The following is a 13,437-nucleotide window of genomic DNA, read 5'->3' as shown; positions in this document are numbered from 1 at the left end:
CCCGGTGCCGCCCGCACCGACCGGGGTCTGATGCACGGGTGCGCACCGTGGGGGTGCGACACCTCGTCATCCGAAGGGTCAGCATGTCCAAGCCTTCCGGGCGGTGGTCACGCCTCGTGCGCCTCGCCTCCGCCACTGTCCTCGCCGCGACCGGTGCCGTCGCGCTCGTCCCGACCGCCGCCTCCGCGGCGACCGCCGCCATCGTGACCGACGCCGGTTGTCGTACGACGACCGTGGCGCGCGACGACGACGGCAGCCACCTCGCCGGTGCGCTGCCGGCGACGCTCAACTTCTACGGCAACCAGCTCTCGAACGTCTACGTCAACACCAACGGCAACCTGACGTTCGCCGCGCCCCTGACCTCCTTCACCGGGCAGATCTCCTCGTTCAGCACGCCGCTGATCGCCCCCTTCTTCGCCGACGTCGACACCCGACCCGCGGCGTCCGCACAGGTGACCTACGGCACGACGTCGTTCAACGGGCGTCGCGCCTTCTGCGCCACGTGGCCCGGCGTCGGCCGCTTCAACCAGCAGGCCGGCCTGCTCAACTCCTTCCAGGTGCTCCTCGTCGACCGCAGCGACGTCGCGACGGGCGACTTCGACATCGTGCTCAACTACGGCCAGGTCACGTGGGACACCGCGGGCAACGCGACGCCGGCCCAGGTCGGCTTCAGCGCAGGCAACGGCCGCAGCGAGGGCGTCTACGTCTTCCCCGGGTCGGGCACCGCCGGCTCGTTCCTCGACACGAACACCACCTCGGGGCTGGTGCGCCGCTCGCGCGAGTCCGACGTCGCGGGTCGCTACGTCTTCCGCTTCCGCGAGGGCCGGCCGGCCGGCATCGTGGCCCCCGACACGACCATCACCGCCAAGCCGGCCGCGCGCTCCACGTCCTCGTCGGCGAGCTTCGCCTACACCTCGACCGCCGCCTCCGGCGAGCACCTCCGCTTCGAGTGCCGGCTGACGTCGGGGACGGGCCCGCAGCCCGCCTTCGCGACGTGCCCGGACGGTGAGAAGTCCTATGCGGACCTCGCCGAGGGCACCTACACGTTCGAGGTGCGCTCCGTGGACGTGTTCTACAGCACCGACAGCACCCCCGCCTCCCACACCTTCACCGTCGACCGGACCGGTCCGACGACGGCGATCACCCAGAAGCCCGCCTCACGGACCAACGACGCCACGGCCTCCTTCGCCTGGTCGACGGCCGCCACCGACCTCGCGTCCTACGAGTGCGCGCTCACCACCGCCGGCGACGTGCCGGAGTGGACGACCTGCGTCAGCCCGGCATCCTTCGAGTCGCTGGCCGACGGGGACCGCACGTTCCGGGTCCGCGCGAGCGACGACCTGGGCAACGTCGGAGCGGTGACGTCGTACGACTTCACCGTCGACACCGTGAAGACCGGTGCCACGATCACCTCCGGCCCGGAGGGACGGATCCGCGCGACCACCGCTCGCCTCGAATACTCCTTCGACCCCTCCGACGACGTCGCCGCGGCACAGTGCCGCCTCTTCAGCGGCGAGCCGACATCCTTCACCGGGTGCGGTGCGGACGCCTACGACGCCACCGACCTCGTCGACGGCGACTGGACGTTCGAGGTCCGCGCGGTCGACCGGGCGGGCAACGTCGGTGACGCCGCGAGCCGGACCTTCACGGTCGACACCACGGGTCCCGCGACCAGGTTCACCGCGACGCCCTCGCAGCTCACCAACGACAACCAGCCGCTCTTCCGCTGGGTGTCCGACGACGCGCACGTGGCGTCCTACGAGTGCCGCCTGACCCGCGGCTCGGGTGGCGTCCTGCTCCGCGCCGAGGAGGCGTCGTGGGAGGCCTGTGAGTCCGACGGCGAGCCGCTGGTCCACCTCGGCGACGGCGACTGGACCTACGCGGTCCGCGCCACCGACGACCTGGGCAACCTCGGCGACGCGGTGTCGTACGACTTCACGATCGACACCACCGCCCCGGTCATCACCTTCACCGAGACGCCGGAGACGCGGTCCACCGACACCACGCCGACGCTCGCGTGGTCCGCCGACGAGGACGTCGACGGTTTCGAGTGCCGCCTCGAGTCCCGCCCCTCCCGCGAGCCCTCCGCCTGGGAGGACTGCACCTCGGGTGAGGAGCTCACCCCCCTCGGCGACGGCGACTGGCGCTACAGCGTCCGCACGACCGACCTCGTCGGCAACCCGAGCGAGGTGACGTCCACCGACTTCACGATCGACACCACCGGCCCGAGGATCGAGCTCGACCGGACGCCGGCACCGTTGAGCAACGACAACGCCCCGCGCTTCGCCTGGACGAGCGAGGACACCGATCTCGACTCGACCGAGTGCAGCCTCAGCCCGGCCGATGGTCCCGCGTCGGCGTGGTCGGCCTGCACCGACGACTACCAGGTCATCGGCGCGGGTCAGGGCTCGTACGTCTTCCGGGTCCGTGGCACCGACGACCTCGGCAACCTCGGCGAGACCACGTCGTACGCCTTCACCATCGACCGCACCCCCACGGACGTCGCCATCACCGGCGCCCCCGGCCCCCTGACCAACGATCCGGCGCCGGTGTTCGGCTACGAGTTCACCCCGCCCGACGACGTGGCGACGGTCCAGTGCCGCGTGCACGCCACCGGCGCGGGCGAGAGCACCGACTTCGAGGAGTGCGGCACCGACTCCCAGCAGGTCGCCAGCCTCGCCGACGGGTCCTGGACCTTCGAGGTCCGTGCGATCGACAAGGCCGGCAACCTGGGCGAGGCAGTGACGTACGACTTCACCGTCGACACCGAGGCACCGGCGGCACCGGTGCTGACGTCGAGGCCGAAGGCCCTGGGCAACGTCACGACGCCGTCGTTCGCGTGGACCAGCGACGCCGACGACCTCGACCACTTCGAGTGCCTGCTCGCTCCCGTGGCCGACCGGGCGGGCACGCTGGCCGCCTGCGACGCAGCGGGGCTCACCTCGACGACCCTCGCCGACGGCGGCTACCGCTTCACCGTGGTCGCCGTCGACCGGGCCGGCAACGCCAGCGAGCCGGCGACGTACGTCTTCACCATCCGGACGAGCCGCCCGGCCGCGCCGGTGCTCACGGCGAAACCGCAGGCCCTCGGCAACGTCTCGACGCCGACGTTCGCATGGACGAGCGACCTGGCCGACGTCGACCACTTCGAGTGCCTCGTGGCACCGAGGGGCGCCCAGTCGGGCTCGCCGGTCGCCTGCGACGCCGCGGGCTTCACCGCCGGCCAGCTCGCCGACGGTGAGCACCGCTTCACCGTGGTCGCCGTCGACGACGCAGGCAACGCCAGCGCGCCGACGACGTGGGACTTCACCGTCGACACGGTCGCACCCGGCACGAGCATCACCACCGCTCCCGACCCGGTGGTCGGCACGGGATCGGTGAGCTTCGGCTTCGCCGCCGACGAGGACGGGTCGACCTTCGAGTGCCGCCTGGTGGCGGCCGGCCAGACCGCCGCGTGGGAGGCCTGCGCCGGCGCGTCGAGGACGTTCACCGGCCTGACCGACGGCTCGTACACCTTCGAGGTGCGCGCGACCGACGCCGCCGGCAACACCGACGCCACCCCCGCCAGCCGCTCGGTGGCGGTCAACCTCGGCCTGCCCACGATCACCGCCGCGCTCACCAGCGAGCACCCGGTGAGCAAGGACGGCTGGTACCGCGGCGCGGTGACGATCACCTACACGTGTGCCGGCAACGGCAGTGCGGTCGTCTCGTGCCCCGCTCCCCGGGTGGTGCCGCGCGCCCAGAAGGGCCGGGTCTTCACGGGCACCGTCAGCACCGCCGACGGCGACACCGCCACGGTCCGCACGCCGATGTTCATCGACAAGGGCAAGCCCCGGGCACGGCTCGCCGGATTCGGGCGGAAGGACTACTCCTCGGTGCCGAAGAACGTGCGGTGCGTCGCCTCCGACCCGCGCTCGGGTCTCGCGCGCTGCTCGGTGAAGGTCACCAAGGTGACCCGCAAGGGTGGCCAGGCCTTCGTCGTGGCCCGCGCCACCGCCGTCGACAAGGCCGGCAACGTCCGGGTCGTGACCAAGCGGGCACGCCTCCGGGCGTCCTGACCGCGACCGCCGGACCAGGAGTCGGGGCCGGACGGAGTCACTCCGTCCGGCCCCGGCCGTCGTTTGTAGGCTGCGCGCCATGTCCGCGAGCCCGAGCGTCCGCCTGCTCACCGCCACCTTCGACGAGCTGCCGGCACGCACGGCGTACGACGTGTGGCGCCTGCGACAGCAGGTCTTCGTGGTCGAGCAGGACTGCGCCTACCCCGACCTCGACGGGCGCGACCTTGAGGACACGACCCGGCACGTCGTGCTGCTGGAGGACGACGGTGCCGGCGAGGTGGTGATCGGCACCCTGCGCATCCTCGACGACGGCGGGTGGGCGCGTGTCGGGCGCGTCGTGCTGGCCGCGTCGGCGCGAGGCCGCGGGCTCGCCGGGCCGATGATGTACGAGGCGATGGCGTGGTGCGGCGAGCGCGAGGTGCGCCTCGACGCGCAGACCCCGCTGGCCGCGTTCTACGGCGGCTACGGCTTCGAGGTCAGCGGGCCGGAGTTCGTCGAGGACGGCATCAACCACGTCCCGATGAGCCGCGCCCCTCGGGCACGACCATGAGCACCGGGCCGAGCACCTCCTCGCTGACCAGGCGCGACTGACGGTCCAGCCCGCCGATCACGGTCGGCGCGATCCACCAGCCGCCGTCACGGTCGAGGGTGTGGCCGCCGAGGGCCACGTCGCCGCCCTCGGCGCGGGCGAGGTCGACGTAGCGCAGCACCCGGTCGCGCGCGACCGGTGAGCGCAGCGGTCCGCACAGGGTGCCGGGGGCGGAGGGGTCGCCGACCGCCACGGACTCCATCGCCTCGACGGCCGCGCCCAGCGCCTCCATGTAGCGGTGCAGCGGCACGACCACCGTCGACGGCAGCCGGCAGGACTGACCGGCGTTGGCCGCGACCGTGACCGCGGCGGCCGAGACCACCGCACGGAGGTCGGCGTCGTCGGCCGCCCGGATGGTCAGCGGCGCGCCCACGTCGAGGCGGACCCGCTTGCGTGCCCGCTCGGCGGCATCGCGCACCCGCTCGCCGGCGTACGCCGACCCGGTGAAGGAGACCTCGTCGACGCGACGGTCCTGCGTCAGCGCGATGGCGACGTCGACGTCGCGGGTCGCGACCACGTTGAGCACCCCGCGGGGCAGGAACTCCAGCGCGATGCGCCCCAGCTCCAGCGCGGCACTGGCTGCCTCGGGGGCCGGCTTGAGCACGACGGTGCCGCCAGCGGTCAGGATCCGGCCGATCTCCTCGACCGCGACCGACAGGGGCGCGGTCGCCGGCGTCACCACGACCGTCACCCCGGGCTGCGGATGGCGCTCGCTCGCGAACTCCACCACTGCGGCGTCGAGGTGCGCCGTGCGCAGCGACACCGGCACGCCGGTCTCGGTCGCCATCAGCTCGACCAGGTCGTCGGCACGCGCCTTGAGCGCCCCGTGCAGCCCGGTGACCGCGTCGAACCGCATGCCCCGGTCGGTGCTCCAGCCCGTGGCGTGGAAGGCGTTCCACGCCGAGCCTGCGGCGTGGTCGACGTCCGCGAGACCTGCGTCGGGGACGTCCCACAGGTGCTCGCCGGTCGCCGGGCTGCGGGCCAGAAAGGTCCAGCCCTCGGCGGTCGTCCGCACGGCGCCGTCGATCGGCAGCCCGTCGGCGCCGGCGTGCTTGCTCATGGGCCAACTCCATCACGGCACCCCGTGCGTTGGCGATGCGTGCGCTCGGCGCGAGACCCGGCCGGCGCCGCGCCGCCCGACGTGCTGGCCCCAGCACGCCCTGGCCGCACGCCCTAGCCTCGAGGGATGCGCGACGACCTCGGTGCCGACGTTCCCCTGACTGCGGCCGCCACCCGTGTCGTCTCGCTGGTGCCCTCGCTGACCGAGGCGCTGGCCGCCACCGCACCGTCTCGGCTGGTGGGCGCCACCGACTGGTGCACGCACCCGGTCGACCTCGACGTGGCGCGGGTCCGCGGCACCAAGAACCCCGACCTGGCCGCGATCCGGTCGCTCGCACCGGACCTGGTGGTCGCCAACCAGGAGGAGAACCGGGAGCTCGACGTGCGTCGCCTCCGCGACACCGGTGTGAACGTCTGGGTGACGCGGATCGAGACCGTCGAGGAGTCCCTCGACTCGATGTCGCGCCTCTTCGGCGAGGCGCTCGGCCTGGCCGAGCCCACGTGGCTCACCTCGGCGCGCTCGCTGTGGGCTGCGCCGGCCGCCCCCCGGCTGCGGGTCGCGGTGCCGATCTGGCGCGACCCCTGGATGGTGGTCGGCTCCTCGACCTACACCGACGACCTGCTGCGCACGGCCGGGCTGACCAACGTGCTCGCCGGCCTCGAGGGGCGCTATCCGGCCGTCGACCTCGCGGACGTCGACGGCGCCGGCGCGGACGTCGTACTGCTGCCGGACGAGCCGTACGTCTTCACCGAGGACGACGGGCCTGAGGCCTTCAGCACCCCCACCCGGCTGGTCTCGGGCCGGCTGCTGACCTGGTACGGCCCCGCGATGGTCGAGGCGCACGCCCTGCTCACTACCCTGCAGCCATGACGCGCGACCCGATCTCGGAGGCCCACCGCCAGTGGGTCTCCCACGGCTGGCCCGGCGCCGCCGACGGGATGGCCATGGTGACGTCCGTCGTCCGCGCGCAGCAGCTGCTGATGGAGCGCATCGACGGCGTGCTGCGCCCGCGCGGGCTGACCTTCGCGCGCTACGAGGTGCTGCGGCTGCTGTCGTTCACCCGCGAGGCGGCGATGCCGATGTCGCGGCTCGGGTCACTGCTGCAGGTCCACCCGACGAGCGTCACCAGCGCCGTCGACCGGCTCGTCGCCCAGGGCTACGTCGAGCGCGTGCGCAGCGACGAGGACAAGCGGGTGGTGCGCGCGGTGCTGACCTCCGCCGGCCGAGACGCGGTCGAGGAGGCCACGGCGGCCCTCAACGGCGAGGTCTTCGAGGCACCCGGCCTGCCGGCGGGCGACGTACGCGCCCTGACCGACCGGCTCACCGCCCTGCGCGCGGGTCTCGGCGACACCTTCTAGTCCCCGCGCGGGCTTTGCGCCCGAGTCTCCCGCTTGGTGTGCGAGATCTGGTGTGACAAGCGGGGTGGTCACCGGATATCCGGTGACTCCCGACGACCCAGTGACTGGCGAGTAATTAGTTGGATGTCCTAGTATCTGGTCATGGCCGACCTCGCCCCCGCCCTGCACCGCCCGGAGAACCCCGTCCGGCTCGTGACCGCCTCGAGCCTGTTCGACGGCCACGACGCGTCGATCAACATCATGCGGCGCATCTTCATGAGCCAGGGCTGCGAGGTCATCCACCTCGGCCACAACCGCTCCGTGCAGGAGGTCGTGGACGCCGCGCTCGAGGAGGACGTGCAGGGTGTCGCCGTGTCGTCCTACCAGGGCGGCCACGTGGAGTACTTCGAGTACCTCGTGGAGTCGCTGCGCGCCGCCGGTGCCGGTCACGTGAAGGTCGTCGGGGGTGGAGGCGGCGTGATCGTGCCGTCGGAGATCCGCCGGCTGCGCGAGTCGGGCGTCACGATCTTCTCCCCCGAGGACGGCCAGAAGATGGGCCTGGTCGGCATGATCAACTCCGTGGTCGCCGACTGCGACGTCGACCTGTGGGCCGAGCAGGCGGTCACCGTCGACCAGGTGCTGACCGGCGACCGGTTCGCCGTCGCCCGCGCCCTCACCGGCGCCGAGGAGGGCCGCCTCGGCGACGAGCTGCTGGCCGAGGTCCGCGCCGCCGCGCGGCGCCGCGTGGTACCCGTGCTCGGCATCACCGGCACCGGCGGCTCGGGCAAGTCGTCGCTGACCGACGAGGTCGTACGCCGCTTCCGCACCGACCAGCAGGACAAGCTCAGGATCGCGGTGATCGCGGTCGACCCGACCCGCCGCAAGGGTGGCGGCGCGCTGCTCGGCGACCGGATCCGCGCCAACTCCCTGGACGGCGACCGGGTCTTCTTCCGCTCGCTGGCCACCCGCGGCTCGCACGAGGTGCCCGACCACCTCGCCGACGTGATCGACGTGATGAAGGCCGCCGGGCACGACCTGGTGATCGTGGAGACCCCCGGCATCGGCCAGGGTGACGCCGGGATCGTGCCGCTGGTCGACCACTCGCTCTACGTCATGACGCCGGAGTTCGGCGCCGCCTCCCAGCTGGAGAAGATCGACATGCTCGACTTCGCCGACACGGTGGCGATCAACAAGTTCGAGCGCCGCGGCGCCAAGGACGCCATGCGCGACGTGGGTCGCCAGCTCGTCCGCAACCGCGAGGCCTTCGGCCAGCAGCCGCACGACATGCCGGTCTTCGGCACCAGCGCCGCGACCTTCAACGACGACGGCGTCACCGCGCTCTACCAGCACCTGCGCGACGAGCTCGCCGAGGCCGGCCTCGAGGTCTCCGACGGCTCGCTGCCGCACGTCGACGTGCGCCACTCCTCCGGCATCCGGCAGGTCGTGCCGGCCGACCGAGTGCGCTACCTGGCCGAGATCACCGAGACCGTCCGGGGCTACCACGCGGAGACCGAGCGGCTCGTCGGCTCGGCCCAGCGGCTGCAGCGCGTCCAGGCGGTGGCCGCGGAGCTCCCGGGCAACGCGGACGTCGCCGGACTGCTCGAGTCCGCACGCAAGGACGTGCCGCACGAGGTCGCCGACCAGATCACCGGCTGGCCGGCGGTCGTGGAGTCCTACTCCGGCGACGAGCAGGTCGTCGTGGTGCGCGACAAGGAGATCCACACCCCACTGACCCGCGAGTCGCTCAGCGGCAACAAGGTGCCGCGGGTCGCGCTGCCCCGCTTCACCGACCACGGCGAGCTGGTGCGCTTCTGGCGGGGCGAGAACCTGCCGGGCTACTTCCCCTTCACCGCCGGCGTCTTCCCGTTCAAGCGCGACGGGGAGGACCCCGCGCGCATGTTCGCCGGCGAGGGCGACCCGGCGCGCACCAACCGCCGCTTCAAGATCCTCTCGAAGGACGGCGACGCCAAGCGCCTCTCGACCGCGTTCGACTCGGTGACCCTCTACGGTCGCGACCCCGACCCGCGGCCCGACGTCTACGGCAAGGTCGGCACCTCGGGCGTCTCAGTCGCCACCCTCGACGACATGAGGGTGCTCTACGACGGCTTCGACCTCGTCGCGCCCTCGACCTCGGTGAGCATGACGATCAACGGACCCGCGCCGACCGTGCTGGCGTTCTTCCTCAACACCGTCATCGACCAGCAGGTCGACGCGTTCCGCGAGCGGGAGGGCCGCGAGCCGAGCGAGGAGGAGCGCGCGACGCTGGCGGCGTACGCCGTCGCGAACGTCCGCGGCACCGTGCAGGCCGACATCCTCAAGGAGGACCAGGGCCAGAACACCTGCCTGTTCTCCACGGAGTTCAGCCTGCGCTGCATGGCCGACATCCAGGAGTGGTTCATCGAGCACGAGGTGCGCAACTTCTACTCGGTGTCGATCTCCGGCTACCACATCGCCGAGGCCGGGGCGAACCCCATCAGCCAGCTCGCCTTCACCCTCGCCAACGGCTTCACCTACGTCGAGGCCTACCTCGCGCGCGGCATGGACATCGACGACTTCGCGCCGAACCTGTCGTTCTTCTTCTCCAACGGCATGGACCCGGAGTACTCCGTGATCGGTCGCGTCGCGCGCCGCATCTGGGCGATCACGATGAAGGAGAAGTACGGCGCCAACGACCGGTCGCAGAAGCTGAAGTACCACGTCCAGACGAGCGGCCGCTCGCTGCACGCGCAGGAGATGGACTTCAACGACATCCGGACCACGCTGCAGGCCCTCATCGCGATCTACGACAACGCCAACAGCCTGCACACCAACGCCTACGACGAGGCGGTGACGACCCCGACCGAGGAGTCCGTGCGCCGCGCACTGGCGATCCAGCTGATCATCAACCGCGAGTGGGGCCTGGCGATGAACGAGAACCCGCTCCAGGGCTCCTTCATCATCGACGAGCTGACCGACCTCGTGGAGGCGGCCGTGCTCGAGGAGTTCGACCGGATCAACGAGCGCGGTGGCGTGCTCGGCGCGATGGAGACCGGCTACCAGCGCGGACGCATCCAGGACGAGTCGATGCTCTACGAGCACCGCAAGCACGACGGCTCGCTGCCGATCGTCGGCGTCAACACCTTCGTCAAGGAGTCGGCCGCCGACGCCCAGCCGCACGAGATCGAGCTCGCCCGCGCCACCGAGGCGGAGAAGGAGGGCCAGCTCTCGCGGGTGCGAGCCTTCCAGGCCGAGCACGGCGCCGAGGCGCAGGAGGCGCTCGCCCGGCTCAAGGACGCCGCCGTCAACGGCGACAACGTGTTCGCGGTGCTCATGGACGCCGCCCGCGTCTGCTCGCTGCAGCAGGTGACCGAGGCGTTCTTCGAGGTCGGCGGGCAGTACCGGCGCAACGTCTGAGCCTGGCGGACGAGCGGAGCGAGGACGCCCACGCGAAGAGGTTGAGGAAGCCCCACGACCGAGGAACGAGGTCGTGACGGGCGGCTCGAAACCTAGAGGCTCGACCTAGTCCGCGGCCGGCAGGTCGAACCGGAAGACCGACCCGGTGCCGGGTGGGGTGGCCAGGCACTCGATGGTGCCGCCGTGGCGGGTCACGATGGTCTGGCAGATCGAGAGCCCGATGCCGGTCCCGCCGAACTTCGCCCGCACCGCGTCGCTGCGGTGGAACCGCTGGAAGATGAGCGTCCGGTCCTCCTCGGGCACCCCCACCCCGTTGTCGTGGATCTCGACGACGACGCGTGCACCCTGCTGCTCGGCGCGGACCTCGATCCGCGCCGGCGTGCCGGGGGTGGCGTACTTGACGGCGTTGCCCACCAGGTTGCCGAAGAGCTGACGTACGGCGACGGGGTCGGCGTGCACGGCGGGCAGGTCGGACGACACGTCGAGGACGTCGTCGGGACCGAGGAGGCCGAGGGTCTGCGCCAGCACGCCTCGCTCACCGCCCAGGGCCACGTCCTCCGCCCTCAACCCGCCGGACTCCGCCAGCGCGTGCGCGAGCAGGTCGTCGATCAGGTCGCCCATCTGGTCGGCCGAGCGCTCCGCGCGACGCATCGAGTCGAGGGCGAGCGAGCCGGGCTCGATGTCCTCGGCGGCCAGCTCCAGCCACGAGCGGACCGAGCTCAGCGGACCTCGGAGGTCGTGCGCCGCTGTCGAGGCGAAGCCGGCGAGGGGCCGCAGTCCCTGCCGGTGGTAGGTCACGTCGCGCAGCACCAGCAGGACGGCCGAACGGCTGTCGTCCTCGCGTGCTCCCGACAGAGGGGTCCGGGTGACGGCGAGGACCATCTCCTCCCCGTCGGGCAGCGGCAGGACGACGTCGCCGACGCCGAGCTCGGCGCGCGACGCGCCGGCGTTGGCCGGAGCCGGGTCCAGCACGAGGCCGACGAGGACGGCCAGCGCGTCGGCGTCCCGGGCGCCGGGGCGCACCCGGTGGGCGAGCCACCGGCTCGCGCCGTTGCTGCGGTCCACCTTGCCTGCGGGGTCGAGGACGATGAGCCCCTCACCCATGCTCTCGGTCATCTCGGTGAGGAGCTGGGCCTGCTGGGCCGACGTGCGGCGCGCGCGCCGCGCTGCGGCGTACAGCTCGTCGATCCGGTCGCCCAGCGCGCCGACGGCGAGGCTGGTCAGCAGCACGGCCACCACGAAGACCTGCGACACGAGCGCCGCCTCGACCGGGTCGGAGAGCCGGGCGAAGGGACCGTGTCCCTCTAGGCTGAGCCAGAGCGCGACCGAACCGAGGGCCAGGGAGTGGACGGCGGCCGGGAAGGTCCGGAAGCGTGCCGCGGACCACACGCTGAAGGAGATGACGAGGAAGGCGAGGGGCAGCGGCTGCAGGAAGATCACGACGGTGCCCGCGAGGGAGACCACCCAGAGCAGCGCGAGCTCCTGGCGGTGCCCGCCCTGGGCCCGCTGCGGGATGGTCTGCGTGCGCCACTCCCAGGCCAGGTGACCGACGCCGCCGACCGAGAGCACCCCGGTGACGTGTCGCGCGAACCAGGCCACGGCGGTCCACACGTCGACCGTCATGTCACTGGTCCACAGGGCCAGGGTGCCGACCGCGGCGCCGGCCAGGCAGCCCAGGGCGACCGCGCAGCACACCGTGGCCAGGGTGCGCGGGGATCGCAGGCTGGCGGTGCCACCCGCGCCGAGGAGCGTGGGGCACCATCGTCGGACGAGCAGGCCCAGCAACCAGGTCTGCACCGCGATCGAGAGCGCCCCGAAGACCATCAGGGACGGCGTGCCGCCGGTCAGCCAGACGATCATGGCGTGCACGGCGACGAGGGGCACCAGCATCCGCCACTGGCGGTGCGGCGACTCCGCGAGCAGCCACAGTGCCGCTACCCCGGCCGCCGGCCAGACCAGGCTGACGCTCTGCCCGTGCACGACCGTCAGGCGCCCGAGGACCGTGAGCACGGCGTACGCAATCGTGAAGCCCCACACCGCCCGCACGGGGAGGGGCGCCGTCGTCATGGGCGACAGGGTAAGGCCCGTCGCCGCCCCTGGGACGGCAACGGTCCGAGCGTTGATCAGATGTTGATGGTGATGTCGGCGTCCTTGCGGAGCCCGGTCACCAGGCTCTGCGCTACCTTGCCGATCTCCTGCGACCTGGCCTGCTCCTCGACCTGGTCGTGCACCTGCTTGAACGGCGGGAACGCCTGGCCCTCCTGGCCCGACTGCTCCTGCTGCTTCTTGGCCGCGTCGTAGATCTCGCGCAGCTCCTTCTCCGTCGGCTCGATCGGGCCCTTCTCGTCGGTGACGAGCTGCTCGACCAGCACCTGGGTCTGGACCTGCGAGCGCGCGGTGTCGGCATCCATCCCCTGCGCGGCGACGGCCTTCAGCAGCTCGTCGCCGGACTTCATGCCGTTCTGCTCGGCGAGCTTCGTGAGCTCGGCCTCGACGTCGTCGTCGCTGACCTCGATGCCGCGGGAGGCGGCCTCCTGCGTCAGCAGCTCGGTGTCGACGAGGTCGTCGACGGTCGACTTCTTCAGCGCGTCCTCGTCGGGGGCCTCGCCACCCATCTGCGCCTGGGAGGCGGCCTGCGCGAAGCTTGCCTCGTAGACCGGGGTGAACTCGTCCTTGGTGATCTCCTCGCCGTTGACCTCCGCGACCACGTCCGGGATGCCGTCGAGGTCGGGCTTCGGGGCGGCGTCGGCGCCGTCCGAGGCATCCGGGGAGGCGTCGGCGGAGGGCGAGCCGCTCGCCGCGGAGTCGTCGGCCTTGGCGTCGCCGTCGCCCCCGCCACCACAGGCGGACAGGCCGAGCAGGGCGGCGGTCGCGAGGGCGGCCAGGGCGGTACGGGTCCGCCGGGTGCGGGGTCGGGGGGTGCGCATCAAGGAGTTCATCGCCATCGACGGTACGCACCGAACCTGAGCGTGGCGCTCAGGGTTCTCAGGAGGGGCCGGT

At 72.2% G+C, this 13,437-nt stretch carries 8 protein-coding genes; 5 read left to right on the top strand and 3 right to left on the bottom strand.

Annotation, left to right across the window (positions count from 1 at the left end; translation table 11 throughout):
• The first annotated feature begins 83 nt into the window (after positions 1 to 83).
• Both IEZ25_RS13950 and IEZ25_RS13945 read left to right on the top strand, forming a co-directional pair.
• Positions 84 to 4,058, top strand: a complete 3,975-nt coding sequence (locus IEZ25_RS13950) for an Ig-like domain-containing protein (RefSeq protein ID WP_191200038.1) — start codon at positions 84 to 86, stop codon at positions 4,056 to 4,058.
• A 79-nt stretch (positions 4,059 to 4,137) separates the two neighbouring features.
• Positions 4,138 to 4,608, top strand: coding sequence for a GNAT family N-acetyltransferase (locus IEZ25_RS13945; protein WP_191200037.1), 471 nt, complete (start codon positions 4,138 to 4,140; stop codon positions 4,606 to 4,608).
• Here the strand turns inward: IEZ25_RS13945 and IEZ25_RS13940 are convergent.
• The gene (locus IEZ25_RS13940; protein WP_191200036.1) at positions 4,565 to 5,707 is read right to left on the bottom strand and encodes an aldehyde dehydrogenase family protein; all 1,143 of its coding nucleotides are present in this window, start codon (positions 5,705 to 5,707) and stop codon (positions 4,565 to 4,567) included. The genes IEZ25_RS13945 and IEZ25_RS13940 overlap by 44 nt on opposite strands.
• A 126-nt stretch (positions 5,708 to 5,833) precedes the next feature.
• Here IEZ25_RS13940 and IEZ25_RS13935 point away from each other — a divergent pair, with 126 nt between their 5' ends.
• From IEZ25_RS13935 to icmF, 3 genes are all read left to right on the top strand, one after another.
• The gene (locus IEZ25_RS13935) at positions 5,834 to 6,577 is read left to right on the top strand and encodes a helical backbone metal receptor (RefSeq protein WP_191200035.1); all 744 of its coding nucleotides are present in this window, start codon (positions 5,834 to 5,836) and stop codon (positions 6,575 to 6,577) included.
• Positions 6,574 to 7,065: a MarR family winged helix-turn-helix transcriptional regulator gene (locus tag IEZ25_RS13930; protein ID WP_191200034.1), complete on the top strand. Its 492-nt coding sequence runs from the start codon at positions 6,574 to 6,576 to the stop codon at positions 7,063 to 7,065. Before IEZ25_RS13935 ends, IEZ25_RS13930 begins: the two co-directional genes overlap by 4 nt.
• Positions 7,066 to 7,206: 141 nt before the next feature.
• A complete protein-coding gene (icmF, locus tag IEZ25_RS13925) occupies positions 7,207 to 10,437 on the top strand; it encodes a fused isobutyryl-CoA mutase/GTPase IcmF (protein WP_191200033.1) in 3,231 nt (1,076 codons plus the stop codon).
• Between the two features lie 105 nt (positions 10,438 to 10,542).
• On the opposite strand, the gene IEZ25_RS13920 is transcribed toward icmF, so the two are convergent.
• The gene (locus tag IEZ25_RS13920) at positions 10,543 to 12,504 is read right to left on the bottom strand and encodes an ATP-binding protein (protein WP_191200032.1); all 1,962 of its coding nucleotides are present in this window, start codon (positions 12,502 to 12,504) and stop codon (positions 10,543 to 10,545) included.
• Positions 12,505 to 12,560: 56 nt separating this feature from the next.
• Entirely contained in the window at positions 12,561 to 13,376 is an 816-nt protein-coding gene (locus IEZ25_RS13915; RefSeq protein WP_191200031.1) for a SurA N-terminal domain-containing protein, read from the bottom strand.
• Between the last annotated feature and the right edge of the window lie 61 nt (positions 13,377 to 13,437).

It is taken from the genome of Nocardioides hwasunensis (genome assembly GCF_014779665.1).
In the GTDB taxonomy this organism is placed as follows: domain Bacteria; phylum Actinomycetota; class Actinomycetes; order Propionibacteriales; family Nocardioidaceae; genus Nocardioides; species Nocardioides hwasunensis.
This window is presented reverse-complemented; position numbering and strand designations above follow the sequence as displayed.